The sequence below is a fragment of the Niallia sp. MER 6 genome, from assembly GCF_023714395.1.
GTDB lineage: Bacteria > Bacillota > Bacilli > Bacillales > Cytobacillaceae > Niallia.
Genome location: NZ_JAMAUK010000002.1, coordinates 272,370 through 290,720 on the forward strand (window position 1 = coordinate 272,370; position 18,351 = coordinate 290,720).

The 18,351-nt window shown below is 36.8% G+C and carries 16 protein-coding genes; 1 reads left to right on the plus strand and 15 read right to left on the minus strand.

From position 1 onward, the window contains the following. Positions 1-123: 123 nt before the first annotated feature. The 9 genes from M3600_RS03885 to hpf all read right to left on the minus strand — a co-directional run bounded on the left by M3600_RS03885 (position 124) and on the right by hpf (position 10,809). Positions 124-948, minus strand: coding sequence for a YitT family protein (locus M3600_RS03885; RefSeq protein ID WP_285854694.1), 825 nt, complete (start codon positions 946-948; stop codon positions 124-126). A 248-nt stretch (positions 949-1,196) separates the two neighbouring features. Further along, positions 1,197-1,994 carry an undecaprenyl-diphosphate phosphatase gene (bacA, locus tag M3600_RS03890; protein WP_251644763.1) on the minus strand — a complete coding sequence of 266 codons (798 nt, stop codon included), beginning with the start codon at positions 1,992-1,994 and terminating at the stop codon, positions 1,197-1,199. A gap of 65 nt (positions 1,995-2,059) precedes the next feature. Beyond that, entirely contained in the window at positions 2,060-3,754 is a 1,695-nt protein-coding gene (locus M3600_RS03895; RefSeq protein WP_233318465.1) for a DUF6044 family protein, read from the minus strand. Further along, positions 3,751-4,179, minus strand: a complete 429-nt coding sequence (locus tag M3600_RS03900; RefSeq protein WP_233318455.1) for a GtrA family protein — start codon at positions 4,177-4,179, stop codon at positions 3,751-3,753. The genes M3600_RS03895 and M3600_RS03900 overlap by 4 nt, the downstream gene beginning before the upstream one ends. Next, entirely contained in the window at positions 4,179-5,168 is a 990-nt protein-coding gene (locus M3600_RS03905; protein ID WP_251644764.1) for a glycosyltransferase family 2 protein, read from the minus strand. Before M3600_RS03905 ends, M3600_RS03900 begins: the two co-directional genes overlap by 1 nt. A 324-nt stretch (positions 5,169-5,492) precedes the next feature. Beyond that, positions 5,493-6,603 (minus strand): peptide chain release factor 2 gene (prfB, locus tag M3600_RS03910; protein ID WP_233318444.1). Its coding sequence is split into 2 segments (ribosomal slippage): positions 5,493-6,530 and positions 6,532-6,603, totalling 1,110 coding nucleotides; the frame shifts between segments, so codons are not numbered across the junction. Between the two features lie 229 nt (positions 6,604-6,832). Next, positions 6,833-9,349: a preprotein translocase subunit SecA gene (gene secA / locus M3600_RS03915; protein ID WP_233318442.1), complete on the minus strand. Its 2,517-nt coding sequence runs from the start codon at positions 9,347-9,349 to the stop codon at positions 6,833-6,835. Positions 9,350-9,677: 328 nt separating this feature from the next. Then, a complete protein-coding gene (locus tag M3600_RS03920; protein WP_233318440.1) occupies positions 9,678-10,010 on the minus strand; it encodes a bh protein in 333 nt (110 codons plus the stop codon). A gap of 247 nt (positions 10,011-10,257) precedes the next feature. After that, on the minus strand, positions 10,258-10,809 hold the full coding sequence (gene hpf, locus M3600_RS03925) for a ribosome hibernation-promoting factor, HPF/YfiA family (RefSeq protein ID WP_233318439.1): 552 nt from the start codon (positions 10,807-10,809) through the stop codon (positions 10,258-10,260). 799 nt (positions 10,810-11,608) lie between these two features. Here hpf and M3600_RS03930 point away from each other — a divergent pair. Continuing rightward, positions 11,609-12,775 (plus strand): glucose-1-phosphate adenylyltransferase, encoded by a 1,167-nt coding sequence (locus M3600_RS03930; protein WP_233318437.1) that lies wholly within the window; start codon positions 11,609-11,611, stop codon positions 12,773-12,775. A gap of 47 nt (positions 12,776-12,822) precedes the next feature. Here the strand turns inward: M3600_RS03930 and fliT are convergent, their stop codons facing one another. The 6 genes from fliT to hag form a co-directional block, all read right to left on the minus strand. Next, the gene (fliT, locus tag M3600_RS03935) at positions 12,823-13,164 is read right to left on the minus strand and encodes a flagellar protein FliT (RefSeq protein WP_251644765.1); all 342 of its coding nucleotides are present in this window, start codon (positions 13,162-13,164) and stop codon (positions 12,823-12,825) included. Then, complete coding sequence (fliS, locus tag M3600_RS03940) at positions 13,157-13,558, minus strand: flagellar export chaperone FliS (protein ID WP_251644766.1); 402 nt, start codon at positions 13,556-13,558, stop codon at positions 13,157-13,159. Before fliS ends, fliT begins: the two co-directional genes overlap by 8 nt. A gap of 19 nt (positions 13,559-13,577) precedes the next feature. Continuing rightward, entirely contained in the window at positions 13,578-15,083 is a 1,506-nt protein-coding gene (locus M3600_RS03945; RefSeq protein ID WP_251644767.1) for a flagellar hook-associated protein 2, read from the minus strand. 16 nt (positions 15,084-15,099) lie between these two features. Continuing rightward, positions 15,100-15,444, minus strand: coding sequence for a flagellar protein FlaG (gene flaG, locus M3600_RS03950; RefSeq protein ID WP_251644768.1), 345 nt, complete (start codon positions 15,442-15,444; stop codon positions 15,100-15,102). A 433-nt stretch (positions 15,445-15,877) separates the two neighbouring features. Further along, entirely contained in the window at positions 15,878-17,125 is a 1,248-nt protein-coding gene (gene fliB, locus M3600_RS03955; protein ID WP_251644769.1) for a flagellin lysine-N-methylase, read from the minus strand. A gap of 59 nt (positions 17,126-17,184) precedes the next feature. Further along, positions 17,185-18,009: a flagellin Hag gene (gene hag / locus M3600_RS03960; RefSeq protein ID WP_251644770.1), complete on the minus strand. Its 825-nt coding sequence runs from the start codon at positions 18,007-18,009 to the stop codon at positions 17,185-17,187. Between the last annotated feature and the right edge of the window lie 342 nt (positions 18,010-18,351).

Sequence of the window (18,351 nt, forward strand, 5' to 3'; positions counted from 1 at the left end):
CATTCATTACACTTCGACATTATTTATAAAACGGTTACATTTTTAGCTTCTGTTACAAATCTTACAGAAGCTCAACATAATTAATAAAAAAACCGCCCTTTTCAAAAAATGGGCGGTTGCTTCTTATGCTTTTTTCGCGCTGAATCCTCTTCCATGCACCTCAGATGCATCCATGACAATAACGAATGCAGAAGGATCGATTGTTTGAACAAGAAGCTTCAACTTAGTGAATTGAGCTTGATCAACGACACACATTAAGATAGGACGCTCAAAATCAGTGTATCCTCCGTGAGCAGTAAGCTTTGTGACGCCTCTGTCGATTTTTGTCAGAATTCCTTCTCTTACTTCCTCTTGCTTGTCTGTTATAATCAACGCCATTTTGCTGCTTCCGAATCCAACTTGAACAATATCAATCGTTTTGCTTGTAACAAACAGAGCAAGCAATGCATATAAACCTTGTTCAATACTAAATACAGCCGCAGCCGTGATGACAATTACTCCATCGATTAAGGCAACACTTTTCCCTAATGACATACCGGTATATTTAGTGATAATTTGCGCAGCAAGGTCTGTCCCGCCTGTTGATGCTTTACCTTTAAAAACAAGTCCAATTCCAAGGCCGATTCCGATACCGCCATATAATGCAGCAAGCAGTGGCTGGGTTGTCCAAGGCTCCATGTCTTTTGACAAAAAAACGACAAATGGTAAAAACAAAGTGCCGACAAGTGTTTTTATCCCAAAGTTTTTTCCAAGCAAAATCACTCCTGCAATAAACAAAGGGATATTAAATGCCCATTGTACAAAAGCCGGCTCCCAATGAAACAAGCTGGCAGTGATGGTGCTTATGCCGCTGACACCGCCTGAAGCTATATTATTAGGCAATAAAAACAAGTTAAATGATAATGCTACAATAGCAGACCCGATTAATACATAAATATATTCCCGCAAAATGCGACACCTCTTCGAATGATAAATTCTTTTTTATGGTAAATTTCAGCGAGCATTAGCAGTATGTAAATTCTATGAAAAATGCTCTCTATAGGTTTTCCCAAGCAGAGAGTATATCATTCAAACACAGGGGTGTAAATGGTGACTAATTAGCGTGGTAAAGGGATAAAAAGGTTGCTTGTAAAGGTTGCGAGAAGTAAAAAAAGCTATCCTTGTTTTGCTAGGATAGCTTTTTAAAACTAGTAACCTTATAAAATAAAAATCCAAAATACAATGGCCAGTCCAAAACGATAAAAAGCAAAAGGCACCAATTTAATTTTATTAATTAAGCGCAGGAAAAATTTAATAGCAATCAGCGCGACCATAAATGCTGTCACAAAGCCTGCTGCAAATACGGGAATGTCCTGTACTCCTAAACTGTTCCAGCTTTCAAGCAAATCCTTTGCTGATGCGGCAAACATAATAGGAACTGCCATAATAAATGTAAATTCTGAGGCTGTTTTATGATTCATTCCAGCAAGCAATCCGCCTGAAAGGGTTGCTCCAGAACGGGAAAAACCCGGCACTAATGCAAAGCATTGAAAAAAACCAACAGTCAATGCTTGTCTGTATGTAACTTGATCGAGTGTTTTCGCCGTTGCAGTTGGCTTGAACTTTTCAGCTGCCAGCATCAGCAACCCTCCAATAATTAAGGTAATAACCACTGTCGCTGGACGAAAAAGTACATCTTTAATGAAATCATAAAGCAGCACACCACCAACACCGAAGGGAATAATGCCGACTGCTATGTGAAAAAAGCTGAGCGTTCCTATACTTTCAGAGTCCTGAAACCTCTCCAATCCTAATATGCTTAAAATCCTTTTCCAAAATACAAAAATCACGGCAAGAATGCTGCCAAGCTGAATAATAATTTCAAAGGTTTTAGCACTGCTGCCTGTAAAGTCCAACAGATGACCTGCTAAAATTAAATGACCTGTTGACGATACAGGAGCGAACTCCGTCAATCCTTCTACTATACCCATGATAATAGCCGTTAATATCTCCATAAACACCTCCAGATATATATATATTTTTGCGATCAACTATTTATACTAAAAAAGTGAATGGATGCTTATCCATTCACTTCATAAAGATATATCTTCCAATAGCCTGTTTTTGTTTCAAATGATTTCTCAAACGTTAAATTATTATCTTTTGCATTTTCAATTGGCAGTGCTGATAAGATATATTGACCGCCCATTTTTTGCAGCTGATTTGTATTTAAGCTTAAATTCTTAATACTTTTTTTAGAATGCTTAGAAAACTGATATTTTTTACCGAGCTCGTCAACAAATATGTAACAGCGTCCGCCCCAGTAATCATAATATTCCCTTAGCGCCTTATTCTTGTTAAGCTCAGGCTCAATGATTTTCCTGAATTCTTCTTTATAGCTTAATGGATAAATATTGCTATATGAATCAAGGGTATAAAAGCCATTGTACTGGGCAACATTAGGGTGCATCCCTATACTTACAACTCTGAAAGAGTCCAATGGCTTGTTTATGTATTCCTTTATTTCTTTAAACTCATCTTCCGCAAAATATTGCGCATAGCTTGGCTGATTTTTATATTTGATTTCTTCATTGTTAGGTATTAATACAAACAGCTGTGCAGCAATTAATGCATACACTACATATTTTAAGCGCCCACCTTTGTCCCAAATCATTTTCAGTGACAAAGCAAAAAGCACATAAATAATCATTGGCCGCAAGTAATGGAATCGCCCGAAGTTAAAGCTTGTCAAAAGGCTGACACGCTCCTTCAGCGGCTGCCATCCTTCAAAAAACCAAAATGCATACCAAGTAGATAGGACGAGGTTTAGTATATGCAAGAAAAGGAATAACCGGTTGTCTTTCGCCTGCTTTTTCATAAGCACCCATATTAAACAAAGAATAGTGAGCGGCATAATAATGAATTGGGAGATGGTCCTGTCTTGATTATGGCTAATCACATAGTTCTTTACAAGAAGACGCAATGTCTGGAATATATCAAGCTTGGACTGATAAAAGACATCTCTGTTTGTTAACTCACTAGAAGCAGGTGCTATCATAGAGATAACTAATCGATAATCAATAACTAAATAGATTGCTAGCATATATACGATGGATAATAAGAAAACGAAATTCCATTTCTTCGTTTTAAAGAGATCGTACAACCATAGTAAACCGACAAATGTTAGAAAGTAAAAAAAGCCGATTACAAAGGTGGAGAAAACCGGCAGAAGTGTCAGCACTAAATAGTTCTTCCAATTGCGCTCGCCCTTCCTAATATTAAGGAAGCTCCATAATGCTAACGGCATTCCGAGTATGCTCAGCATACCTGATGGCCAGTAAGGCGTTAGTGCGAAAGTCAACGCTGCACCGATTGTAATTAAGTATGGATTTGAATTTTTAAATACATGTTTTTTCAGGAGAAGATACATTCCTAAAAAGGCAAAAAAACGGGTAATCGCCTGACTCAATCCATATGCGACTACAGGCGGCAATATGTTGAAAAGAAATACCATCCCATAGTATTCGGAATAGTACGTATCCCGAGAAAACTCACCGTTCATTATCTGCTCCATTGGTGTATTGACAGGAGCAAACATATTGCCGCTGTTTTTCAGGACTTCATACCAGCCGAGATTAGAATCAAGATTATCATGCATACGCATATGCGCCTGTCCGTTCAGGATAAAATAGGGTAATACCCATAAAAAAACAATTAATAATGCCACTGCTAGGAAGATTTTTTCCTGCTTACTTTTTTCTGTTACGTTAATCATTTAACACTCCCAGGAACTTGTTGATATTTAGGTGAAAACACAAGATACTTCTGCCCAAAATAATTTAAAATCGTGTACATTCCGCTTCCAAAAAGGACCGCTATCACTTCTACATATTCCACAAGCAGCGGTGATTTACCAACGGTTTCCTCCACTAGCACCAATCCTAGCTTATAGGAAATGAAATAGGATGCCAGTATAACAATAGCAAACCGAATACTGCTTCCTACGAATCTAGCATTACTTTGAAAGGTAAGATTTTTATTAAGCATATAGCTTACAGCTGCACCTACTAAGTTGCCGATAAAGGTTGAGCTCCAATAGCTGAAATGGAACAGCAGCAGACAGGCATACATAATCGATAGCCCAACTGCTGTGTTAATCAGCCCAACGAGCAAAAACCGTATGAAAGAAGAGCGCAGCATTACACATGCACCTTCGATTTAACAGCATTAGCTTGTTTGTTTCTGCACAAATTATCCTCGATGATATAACGTGGACGCTGTTTAACTTCCTCGTAAATTTTTCCGATATACTCCCCTATGAGACCAATGCTCATCAATAAAAGGCCACCAATCAGCCATAGAGAAATCATTAAGGACGCCCATCCAGATTCTGTTTCACCGATGATTTTTTGCACAAGCACATAGCCTCCTGCCATTATACTGATAATAGACGATAAAAAACCTATTAAAGTGATAAAGCGAATCGGTTTAACACTGAAGGATGTGATACCGTCTAAAGCAAATGCAAGCATTTTTGCAATTGGGTATTTTGATTCTCCAGCCTCTCGGGCTTTGCGCTCATAGTATACCTTCGCCGTCTTAAAACCAAGCAAGGGAACTACCCCTCTTAAAAACAGATTAGATTCCTTGAACTTAAGCATCTCTGTCAGCGCCCTTTTGCTTAACAGACGATAATCGGCATGGTTATATACTAGCGATAATCCCATTTTCTCCATCAGGCGGTAAAAGCCTTGTGCTGTACTTCGTTTGAAAAAGGTATCTGTTTCCCTTTTGCTTCTCACACCATACACAATTTCACAGCCGCTCAAGTACTTCAGCACAAATTCTCTAATCACACTAGTATCATCCTGCAGATCTGCGTCAATGCTAATAACGCAATCAGAAAATTGAACAGCTTCCTCAAGCCCTGCAAGCAATGCCCGCTGGTGACCGAAGTTTCGCGACAATTTTAACCCGCTTACAAGCTTATCAAAATGTGTCGCACTCTCGATTTTTTCCCATGTGGAATCCTTGCTCCCGTCATCGATGAAGAGCAATTGGCTCTTGGAACTTACAAGACCTTCGGAAATTAGGGAAGTAAGTACCTTTTTTAGTTGAAAATATGTATGCTCGAATACTTCCTCTTCGTTATAACAAGGAACAGCAATCGTTAATACAGCCTCTTTCATTTCATAACCTCTTTTCTTAAAATAACCAATTACTATAAGAATCTCTAAATAATTCCATTAATATACCTATAAACGAAATTTACAGCAAAAAGTTTCATTTTTCCCTTAAAAAGTAAATTAATTAAGAATTTGGAATATTTTCACGGCAACTTCATGCCCTCCTTACCAACATAATGACTTAAAAAAATTATACGTTACAATTCCTTGCCCAAATGCATACTTGGCAAAACTTTACCAAAATTAAATAATCACTTCATAATTAATTACCTATTGCGAGTATTCTTAAACACAAAAAAGCCATCACTTGTTGTGATGGCGTAAATGTTATTCTGCAATGCTTAGCTTTGAACGCAAGTATGCATTTATGAAGAGGTCGATGTCTCCGTCCATAACGGATTGTGTGTTACCTACTTCTGTGTTTGTACGGTGATCTTTGACAAGAGAGTATGGATGGAATACGTAGGAACGAATTTGGCTGCCCCAACCGATATCTTTTTGCTCGCCGCGAATTTCTGCAAGCTTCTCTTCCTGTTCTTCGATCTTTTTCTGGTATAGCTTTGCTTTTAGCATTTTCATAGCAGTCTCCCTGTTTTTAATCTGAGAACGCTCTGTTTGACAAGACACGACCACTCCTGTCGGGATATGTGTAATACGAACAGCGGAGTCTGTTGTATTAATATGCTGTCCACCAGCACCGCTTGCTCGGTACGTATCAACCTTCAAATCCTCTGTACGGATTTCAATTTCAATCTCATCATTGAATTCTGGCATAACTTCACAAGATACGAAGCTCGTATGGCGGCGTCCAGATGAGTCAAATGGCGAGATGCGGACAAGTCTGTGTACACCTTTTTCTGCTTTTAAATAACCGAAAGCATTATGACCTTTAATCGCTAACGTTACACTTTTAATCCCAGCTTCATCACCTGGCAGATAATCCAAAGTTTCCACTTTGAAGCCTCTTTTCTCTGCCCAGCGTGTGTACATGCGCAAAAGCATACTGCCCCAGTCTTGTGATTCTGTTCCGCCTGCACCTGGGTGCAGCTCTAAAATAGCATTGTTTTTATCATAAGGCTCACTTAACAGCAAATTCAGCTCAAACTGGCTTAAGCTACTCACTAAATCAACCAGTTCTTCTTCCAATTCACTGCGCAATTCAGCGTCATCTTCTTCTTTAACCAATTCATAAGTAAGTTCCAGGTTTTCAAATGTTTCTGTCAGCTTATAAAATTCATTAACCTGGTCTTTTAAACCATTGCTTTCAGAGATAACTGTCTGTGCCGCCTGCTGGTCATTCCAGAAGTCAGGATGCAGCATTTCATCTTCCAAATGAGCAATTCGTGCCTCTTTGTTATCTAAGTCAAAGAGACCCCCTAAAGTTTTCTAGTGTTACATTTATCTTCTCTAATTCGTTGCGAATATCTGCTAATTCCATTTATCTGTCACCCTTTTTAAAAATTATAGTTCAAAACAGCATACACTTGCTGCTTCCTTCTAGTATTATATGGCTTTTCAAGAAAAATTGCATGCTTTCCTTTCCGAAAGGTGTTTTGCTTAAACTTGACTCTGTATTCAAGCATTTCCAATCTTCATGAAGATATACAATTCCTTTGACTAAGAAAGACCTGCCTCAAAGCAACAGGAGAGGCAGGTCCTTTCATTTATTATAAATTAGCTCCGTGGCAATTTTTATACTTTTTGCCGCTGCCGCAGAAACAAGGAGCGTTTCGGCCAACATCAAGCTTTTTCATAACCGGCTTTTTCTTTGGCTTCTTTTCGCCCTCTTCTTTCGGATTAACTGCTTGTCCCTTCATTACTTCTTCCCTTTGAAGGTTTTCACGGATTTCCGCTTTCATGATGTACTTAGCAACATCCTCTTCAATGGATAAGACCATTTGTTCAAACATCGCAAATCCTTCTGATTGGTACTCGCGAAGCGGATCGATTTGTCCATATGCACGAAGATGGATACCTTGACGCAGCTGATCCATTTGGTCGATATGGTCAATCCATTTGCTGTCAACAGCACGGAGCACGATAACTTTTTCGAATTCTCGCATTTGTTCTGTTGTAAGCTTCTCTTCTTTCTCATCATAGTGGCGCAATACCTTTTCCATGATTGTTTCAACGATTTCATCGCCATCTTTGCCGCGAATATCATTTAGCTCCAATTCACCTTCTTGAAGCAGATTTCCGTTGGCATAATCAAGGACTGCCTGCAGATCCCAGTTTTCCTGATCTTCACTGTCCGGTGTATGTGCCGCCACATGGCGTTCTAAGGATGATTTAATCATCGCTTCTACAATGGTACGAAGATTTTCACTTGTCAGCACTTCATTACGCTGTGCATAGATAATTTCCCTTTGCTGGCGTAGTACATCATCATATTGAAGAAGCTGTTTCCGTGAGTCGAAGTTGTTTCCTTCCACTCGTTTTTGAGCTGATTCAACAGCCCTTGAAACCATTTTACTTTGGATAGGCTGGGAATCATCCATGCCTAGTTTCGACATCATTGCCTTCATTCCGTCAGATCCGAAACGTCGCATCAATTCATCTTCCATAGAAAGGTAGAATTGAGTAACACCAGGATCCCCTTGACGTCCGGAACGTCCACGCAGCTGGTTGTCAATCCGTCGGCTTTCATGGCGTTCTGTACCGATTACAGCCAAACCGCCGACATCCTTGATTCCTTCTCCTAATTTAATATCCGTACCGCGTCCTGCCATGTTAGTTGCGATTGTAACAGCGCCCTTTTCACCGGCAGTAGCGATGATTTCCGCTTCTCTTTCATGGTTCTTCGCATTCAAGACGTTATGAGGAATGCCTTTTTTAGAAAGATACTTCGAGATGATTTCAGATGTCTCAATCGCAACTGTACCAACTAGAACAGGCTGTCCATTTTTATGTCTTTCTGCAATATCCTCCACAACAGCTCTGAACTTGCCGTCCATTGTTGCATATATCAAATCAGCGCGGTCATCACGGATGATATCTCTGTTTGTAGGGATTACAACAACACTCATATTATAAATATTGCGGAATTCCTCTTCCTCAGTTTTTGCAGTACCAGTCATCCCGGCAAGCTTTTCATACATGCGGAAGTAGTTTTGGAATGTGATTGTCGCAAGTGTCATGCTTTCATTCTGGATTTCAAGATTTTCCTTAGCTTCAATCGCCTGGTGAAGTCCGTCACTGTATCGGCGGCCCTTCATAAGACGGCCTGTGAATTGGTCAACGATGACAATTTCGCCGTCCTGCACAACATAATCAACATCCTTATGCATGCTCGCATGTGCTTTAAGGGCTTGTGTGATATGGTGGTTAATCGCTACATTGCTGACATCAAACAGGTTTTCAATTTGGAAAACTCGCTCTGCCTTGCTCATCCCTTCTTCTGTAAGCTGAACACCCTTCGTTTTTTCATCGTAAGTATAGTCTTTCTCTACCTTTAGACTGCTCACAAAAACATTTGCCCGCACATACAGCTGTGTCGACTTCTGAGCAGATCCGGAGATAATCAACGGTGTTCTCGCTTCATCTATCAGAATGGAGTCAACTTCATCGATAACAGCATAGTATAAAGGTTTTTGAACCTTTTGCTCATTGTAAAGGACCATGTTATCGCGAAGATAATCAAAGCCGAATTCATTATTTGTTCCATACGTAATATCAGCATTATATGCTGCCTGCTTTTCATCTCTTGATAAACCGTTTAAGTTCAAGCCGACAGTTAATCCAAGAAACTCATACAGCTGTCCCATTTCAGCAGCATCACGTGACGCCAAGTATTCATTGACTGTTACAACATGAACGCCTTTGCCGGAAAGTGCATTCAAGTAAACAGGCATTGTCGCAGTTAAAGTTTTACCTTCCCCTGTCTTCATCTCAGAGATGTTTCCGTCATGCAGGGAAGCTCCCCCCATTAACTGTACAGGATATGGGTATAATCCAAGCACACGTTTTGCAGCTTCCCTCACAACTGCAAAAGCCTCAACAAGCATATCATCGAGCGTTTCACCTTTTTGGTAGCGCGCTTTAAACTCTTCTGTTTTTGCTTTTAGCTGCTCATCGCTTAATGCTGCCGTTTCACTCGCCAAAAGCTCTACCTTTTCTGCAATCTTTGTAAGTTTCTTTATATCGCGCTTATTCTGATCAAAAACCTTATTTAAAATACCAAGCATTAAAAAACGCTCCTTTATTATTGTAATGAGAGATTCTATTTAAAAACTATCATTTGGTTATTATATCAATAGCATAAAAGCTAGTTTATTTAAGCAACTATAGCATATTCATTGTTCATTAAAATCTCATGAAAATGAAGTGACTGTTTTGTAAACACCCTATAAAAAGGATACCATTAAATATATGTAGCTGCACTAGTATTTTCCTATATATATTACCATTTCCGCAATAGAGTGACAACTTTCGTCTGAAGGAAAGATGGAATAGACTAGAAGGGGTTATAAATATGACTTTGTCCAAAAAGCAAAATTCATTATATTAAAAAAATCAACATTTTTTATAGTACTTCATAACCTTTCTCGATTCATTTAAGTAGCGCATGAACCGGTATGGCTTGCTGATCACCCTTATTGGGAGTCTAGCGATAAATCGGCTCAAATCCTGTTTATATTCTTCAGTAATTCTACTCGGCTTTGTTGCGATATGCTCAAACAGTTCCTTGTAGAATTCCCTCATGATATTAACCTTCATGCCTGCTTCATATAAACAGGAATGACATTTGACACTCGTTATTTCTTCATTTATATAAACAACATCATGAAGACTTTCATTATTGCAGTGTGTACAAAACAAGTTTGCTTCCATTACAGACCTTTTCATTGCCGCTCACACCCCTTGAAAATGAAATTGACACCTAGTAAGAAGATATTCTGGACCCACACTTATTATCTAATATTTATCTATAATACTTTCGCTCATTATATCAAACACTCCTCTTGATTGCAGGAGTATTCAAGTAATTGCCATAATATTATCGCAAAATACTGCGATTTTTAAAAAAGCTTTGTATTTAAACAGAAAAAACCTGCAGTTATATCCTGCAGGTTTCCTTCTTGCTGCTATACGTTTATTTTGCTTCAATAAGCCCATACTTGCCGTCTTTTCTTTTATAAACGATATTTGTTGAGTTAGTTTCCGCATCAGTGTAAACAAAGAAGCTGTGACCAAGAAGATCCATTTGTAAAATGGCTTCCTCACTGTCCATCGGTTTTAAATTAAAACGCTTCTGGCGGACAATTTCCATCTCGTCCTCTTCTTCCTGAAGTGCTGCTGCACTAGGCTCATCTGCACCGAATAAAGTGTTCAGATTGCCTTTTTCACGCTGCTTGCGGTTCACTTTCGTTTTATGTTTTCTGATTTGACGTTCCAATTTATCAACAATCAAATCAATTGCTGCATACATGTCCAAGTGATCTTCTTCTGCTCTAAGCACAAGCTGGGACATCGGTATTGTTACTTCCACCTTTGCAGTCTTATCATTGTAGGTTTTTAAATTCACATTGACATTTGCATCTGGCGTCTCGGAAAAATATCTTTCCAATTTAGAGATTTTCTTTTCTACATATTCTCTTATTGCTGGAGTTACCTCAATGTTTTCTCCTCTAATGTTGAAATTCATAAGTTACTCCTCCTTTTGTATTCCAGTGCAAGTCTTATTGTTCCCCTCGCGGCTTTAAAACTATGCGAGTAATGAACTTTTTGACTATACATTATATTTCTCGTTTACCCTTCCACATTCCTGCAAAAACTTTTAGAAAATTCGACAAATTTGTGAACAAATAAAAAACTGGCTGTTTTTTAAAAAAAGTTTACGGCAAATTTTTCATCTGCTTTTTTAGACAAATTTTTCAAGAGAATCTTTATTAATATAGCAACTGCCATTTTTCTAAATATCCCTTTTTTTATTCACACTTTTTCATTTCAAGCAGACGCAAGCATGGCGGACATGTTCTTCTCCATAAATAAACATAGTCTTTACTAGCTTTTCGTATCCTGCTTTTGGACTAAATTCTATTTTAGAACAATCTTTTACAATTTTTTTGATATAACTTGGTTTTAAAAAAAAATAGCTGGGGTAATTAAAAACTACATGAAACAAGCCAATAACTTCTCAAAAAAAAGAACTGTACCTCTTCAAAATATAAATAAATATTCGAATTTTGTCGGTAGTTGACAGAAAACATCTAATTATTTTAATTGTTAAAGTAATTAAAATCTAATAGAATTACGTCTATATGAATGGCCAAGGAGGAAAACAACATTGAACAACTTGAAAGTATTAACTGAACTTCCAGAGGAACAGCATAACAGCATTGAAGCTGAAGAAGAGCATGAGTACTACTACAAATTATGGGAAGATGACCGCTTATAATACTTCATCTAAACATCAATCTGAAAACGAATACAGGAGGGTTATCATGAAAAAACAATGTATCGCCATGCTTTTAGCCGGTGGAAGAGGAACGAGATTAAAGAAACTGACAGATCATCTAGCGAAACCAGCAGTACCGTTCGGTGGAAAATACCGAATCATCGACTTCACTTTAAGCAATTGCCGGAATTCTGGCATTGATACAGTTGGCGTGCTGACACAATACCAGCCTCATGTATTGCAAAATTATATTGGAGATGGAAAAGAATGGGATCTTAACAGAAGAGACGGCGGTCTTTCCATCCTGCCTCCGTACCAATGCGATACGGAAGAACGCTGGTATGAAGGAACTGCACATGCCATTTATCAGAACACTCCCTTCATTGAACAGTATGACCCAGAGCATGTTTTGATTATTTCTGGCGACCATATCTATAAAATGGATTATGATCTAATGCTGAAACAGCATATCGAGACAAATGCTGATGCAACGATTTCTGTTACAGAAGTACCGTGGGAAGAAGCAAGCCGTTTCGGTATCATGAATACAGAATCTTCAGGCAATCGTATCAGTGAATTCGAAGAAAAGCCAGAAGATCCAAAGTCAAACCTAGCTTCTATGGGTGTATACATCTTCAAATGGAAAACCCTCAAAGCTTACTTGGAAAAAGAAGAAAACAATCAAGACAGCTGCAAGGATTTTGGAAAAGACATTATCCCCGCAATGCTGCATGACAATTTAAAACTCCACGCATACCAATTCAAAGGCTACTGGAAAGATGTCGGCACAATCGACAGCTACTGGGAAGCCAATATGGATCTGCTTGAAAAAGAATCCAATATCTTCTTAAAAGATAAGGAATGGAATGTCTACACTGTAGAACAATCCCATCCGCCAGTATATCTTGATGACTCTTCAGCTGTGAAGCATTCATTAATCAGCGAAGCATGTGAAATCTACGGAACAGTAGAAAACTCTGTCATCTTCCATGGAGTAACGATTGGGAAAGGCGCTGTCATTAAAGACTCTGTACTTCTGCCAGGAGCAGTTGTTGGGGAAAATGCAGTTGTTGAACGCGCAGTCGTTTCATCCAATGTAGAAATCGATGCCTATTCTGTCATTAAATCGAGCAAGCCCTACGATCCCATCGCCTTGATCGGTGAAAATGTCGTTAATGATAAAAAGCATCATGAGCTTTCGAGAGTGATCTAAATAAAATAAAAACCATTCACTTAAAAAAGTGAATGGTTTTTGTGATGTTATTTTCTTTTATCATAAAATGCGCCGTCTGTTTGTAAGGACTGATACGGATTTACATATTTTTGGTTAGAAGCTTTCTTGATATTAGCCTCTTTGATATCCTTTTGAATAGCAAGCTTTTCGGTTGCCAATAAAGTTTTCAATCGCTCTTCTAATATAACTAGCTCTTTTCCCTTTTCCTTTTCCTCTAATGAAAACGGTGGTTTTATAGAAGGAAGTAAAGCTTCTCTTTCTTCAAGAAGCTTGTCAATCTCTGCGATTTTTTCATCGCGATTTTTTTCATTCTCTAAAAAAGTAATTAACTTCTTTGTAGCGTCTAGATACAATTGAAGTTTATCCATTATCGACACTGCCGTGCTGCTTTTGACGGTTTATTTTAATTGCTTCTTTCCAAGTATCCCGAAATTCTGTTACCATTTCTTCCACTTCATTTAGGATGACAATATCATTTTTTATATTCGCCTCAACTAAACGGCGATTCATATAGTCATAAAGAGGCATCAAGCTTTGAGAAACTGGAAACTCCATATTCAATGTGACCATTAGCTCTTGAATAATCTTTTGTGCCTTTTGAATATTTATATTTTTATCCTCAATCTTCTTTAATTCTATTGCATTTTTAGCTTGTAAGATGAATTTTAAACAGCCGTTATAAAGCATTAGCGTTAAATCCCCAGGGGATGCAGTTGTGACACTATTCTGTCGATAAGCTTGATATGGGTTTGTTACTGCCATTGTTTATCATCCTTCCTTATTATGCGAACTGCTGTGATATATAAGCAGATTGTGAATTAGCTTTAGAAATAGCTTTTTCCATTGCCGTGAATTGATTCCAATATCGTGTTTCAATCTTTGTTAAACGATCCTCAAAGTTTGTGATTTGTGTAGAATAATTATTCAATAGTTTTCCTAATGTAAAACTATTATTAATACTAGAGGTTTTACCTGCTTTTGTAGTTATATCTGACATAGCAGTTTTAAGAGTATCACGCAATCTTTGAGCAACACCTTTTTCAGAAGTTGTGTCACCGCTCTTTTGAAAGAGATCATAAACTCCATTAGGATTTTCAGTGATAGCTGCACGCAATTTATCCTCATCTATTGTCAACTTACCACCATCTAAATAATTACTTGTTGTAGTTATTCCAATTTGTGAGAGCTGAGAAAAAGCTGTTGTTCCAGATACAGGAGAACTAATATTGGTGCGCATTTTTGTTAAAACACTTGAAAGGATAGAGTCATTACGAAGTGTTCCACTCTTTGCCTTTTCCTCCCAAAGCTTAATATCTTCCTCTTCCATTTCCTTTTTTTGAGCAGCAGTCAATGGAGTATAGTCTCGATATTTTGTTTCGCCAGTTTTTGTTTTTATTTTATCAATGATTTCATTATATTTATCAACAAAACTCACTATCGTATCCAATATGCTGTCTACATCAGCAGAAGAGCTAAATGTGACTGGGGTCCCAGTTACTTGCTTAGCAGTGAATTCCACGCCGTTTATTTGGAATGTGTTAGAACTTCTCGTGATATTCATACCATTATATGTCAGTTCTGCATTAACTCCTCGAGAACCGAATCCAGCAGTTGTAGCATCCTGATTATTTGCACTTGTCTTTAGTATATCACTAAAGAAACTTTGTCCCGCTGCTCCATCGTCAGAAAGAACAATCTCCTGGCCCCCAGCCACTTCACCAGAGTTTTTAGCTGTAAAAGCTATTTTTTGAGATTGAGCATCATAAAAGGCTGTTACGCCTGAATCTTTGTTTATCTTTGCAATGATACTGTCCAGCGTATCATCTGCAGTTATTTTTAATTCATATGGTTCTGATTGCAAGACTCCATCTTTATTAATAGCACTTATTTTTATCGTCTGCTCTGCGGTAATGTTTAGCTTGGCACTTGAATCAGTAATGCCTGTTTTAGTCGTACTGAACATAGTTGCAGATGTAGCTAATTTATTTACTTGGATAGATCCAGTAAAATCTACAGTAGAATTGACATTTTTAATAGAAACAGCATTCGGATCAGAGGTATTTACTGTCTTTTTTATATAAGAAGCTTGTTTACCAACTCCGTTGAATATTAACTGATCCAACTCTAATAACGCTGAGTTCATAGTACGATAATCATCTCGTTGCCACTCAGTATATGTTTTCTTTTGATTAATTTTATCTAAAGGTATCCTTTCTGCTGTCATTAATTGCTCTACTAGAGAGTCAATATCCATTCCACTTGCAAGTCCGCCTATTCTTGTTACCACTATTATCCACCTCTATTTAAGCTTTTTTGTCTACCATTAAACCAACAAATTCTGTCATTGCAGCATACATATCTAAAAACTTCTTACTAGGTATTTCACGTACAACTTCTTGTGTACTGTCATCCACAATTGTTACATAATATTCATTAAGCTTCTCATGCAATTCGAATTTAACTGAGGTATGTGAAGGATTAAGAAACTCATTCATAGCTTGGACAGTTTTGGCTATCTCTTCTTTTGAAATTTGTACTTCCATTGAATTTTCCTTGTTTGAGTTTCCCTTTAATAATTCACTTCCCTCCACTTTTTCATTTACGTTGGATACATTATTAATTGGCTGGGAAAAAATTTTTTCAATCATAAATAATCCCCTTTGCACATAGTATTATGTATTTTATATCGACATGTTTCCTGAGATTTGAAGTAAGATTATCTAAGGAATATAAATAGAAGTCATAAAATATACTTAATTATAATTACAAAACATATATATTTTTAGTGAATATACTCTTTTCATTAAAGAATTTACCTACACTTTTTACTGTATTAAATAAAAAAAGACCCTAGCAAACTAGAGTCCTCTTAGTAGAATTTAAAATCATAAAAATTTTAAAAACTCTTTATGGTGAAATTGGGCTTAAGACAATTTCGACTGTACTTTTTGTAACAATATACTTATTATTCATTCATGATTCCTTATAACTAAGCTTGTATTAAATCATCTTCAAAACTTTACAGCCTCAATTTATAACTTAGACCATTTCCTCTAGTTGTTTAACTGTTTCTAAATTCCTTTACATTGGTATGAGTTTTTTATTTTTCAATAAAATTGTATAAGCACCTATGTTATCTAAAGAATTTTCCTCTAAGAATTTATATATCTTTCTCAAGTATCCTTTATTATGACCTACATTTCTAGAAAAAGATTGAATAAATGAAACAATTTCATTATCATTTAAATTTCCATTTTGATATGCTTTAATGCCAACAAGATGTAATCTAATAAGTGCATAATGTAGTATAAGATAACCAAATTCCCTCATATAATTCCCATCAGGATTTAGTGGGAACATTGTATTAAAGGCTTGGTTTACAAGGTAGTTTTCAAATATATATTCAAACTCTTCTTCAGTTTCTAAGAATGACTCTAGAGTCACTATATAGTTTTGTATATTTTTTTCCTCTTCCTCTAAAGACGAATACTTTATTCCAGTTAAAAATTCATTATAATACTTTTCAAATTTAGGATGGTTGATGCCTTCATTTTGCCTTGCCTCGGCAATTAATTGTAAAATCTTAAATTGCATTTCTATTTTTACAGGAACCTGGCTAAATAAATCCGAAACATTACTATTTTTTAAAGTATTTCTAAACGTGGAGATTAGATTAGTTAATTCCATTTCATTTTGGAAATTACCTGTTTGTAACTTTTGAATAAATATTCCTACATATAATAAACGTTCCCATAATCGTAATTTACGCTCCTGAAGAACTTCAATTATAAGATATCGGATATCCCAAAAATTATGTTCTAAACTATTAGTTTTGTAAGCTTTTCTTTGCAGTTCACCTTGGTATATTTTATATGGTACATCCCCAATAAAACTTTCAAATTCAATTCCTTTTTTATTTAATAATGCTAATCTAGCCACTTCTGGGCATGATATTGTCCCAGATCTTTCAAGGGTATCATCTAGTTTATTAATAATTCTCGGATATACAGAACATGTATTGCAAAGAAAACTTTCACCAAGTTTTTGTTGTATTCCGCATAATCTATTTTCTGTTAAAAAGTTACACTGATTATTTTCATCTAACTTCATTTGTGCATAAAGATTCTCATTTGTTTTTGATGTATCTTTTACTCTTGTTATACCTTCTTTTAATTTAGTCTGAAATTCTCGATCTGCGACATTTTTATATTTTTTGTATGATTTTTTATCAATTGCAATTGTCCAGTTAGCACAGCATGTGTCTTCACATTCTGATCCTATACATTTGAATGCATTCAAATAAACCGGTTGAAATAATTTCCCCTTCATATATAGCTCCCTATATAAAAAGAAGGAGCTTATAAATAAGATCCTTCTTTTTTAGTTTATTAACGTAGTAATTGAAGTACGCCTTGTGGTTGTTGGTTAGCTTGCGCCAACATTGCTTGTGCAGCTTGAGAAAGAATAGAATTCTTCGTTTGATTCATCATTTCTTTTGCCATATCAACATCTCTAATACGTGATTCAGCTGCTGTTAAGTTTTCAGATGAAGTATTCAAGTTATTGATTGTGTGCTCTAGACGGTTTTGTTTTGCACCAAGTTGAGAACGCTCATCTGATACTAGCTTAATTGCATCATCGATTGTGCTAATTGCTGTTGAAGCTGTTGCTGCATCAGTTGAAATGTCTACTGCATCTATACCTAGTGCACTAGCTTGCATATCTGCGAATGTTACATCAAGTTTTTGATTTTCATTTGCTCCAATTTGGAAAGTGAATTTCCCAGTTGTTCCACCAGTTGTATCTAATAGGTTTTGTGAGTTAAATTGAGTTGTTGTAGCAATACGGTCTACTTCCTCGATCAGATCAGCGACCTCTTTTTGAAGTTGTGCTCTGTCTTCTCCAGTATTTGTATCGTTACCTGCTTGTACTGCTAGCTCACGCATACGTTGAAGGATATCATGTGTTTCATTTAGAGCTCCTTCACCTGTTTGAATCATAGAGATTGCATCTTGTGAGTTTTTAGAAGCCATATCCAAGCCACGGATTTGTCCACGCATTTTTTCAGAGATTGCTAGACCTGCTGCATCATCACCAGCACGGTTAATGCGAAGACCTGAAGATAGTTTTTCCATTGATTTAGATTGTGCATTTGTTGCACTGTTCAATTGACGGTGTGTATTTAAAGCTGCGATATTGTGGTTAATTCTCATGTTATTTTTCCTCCTTGAATTTAGGTGTTCACATCCATGTGAACATGTTTGTAAGTTTATCTTTGATTGGGAGGAGGTCGGCCGCCCTCTCCCTCTCTACTTTATATATCGTCTTTTAAGCTGAATGTTTAATACTTTTTAACGAAATCCTTTTTATTCCAATAAAGAAAAATACACTAATTTAATTAACTTATTACTCAACGAAACTTAAAAATTATATACTTATTTTATAAACACTATTTAAAATATAATTACATTAACGAAGGCTATCCAATCAATTGTAAATAGATATAAACAAAGTAAGAATTCCTAGGCCGTTGAGATTTTCAGCTGTTATCTTCT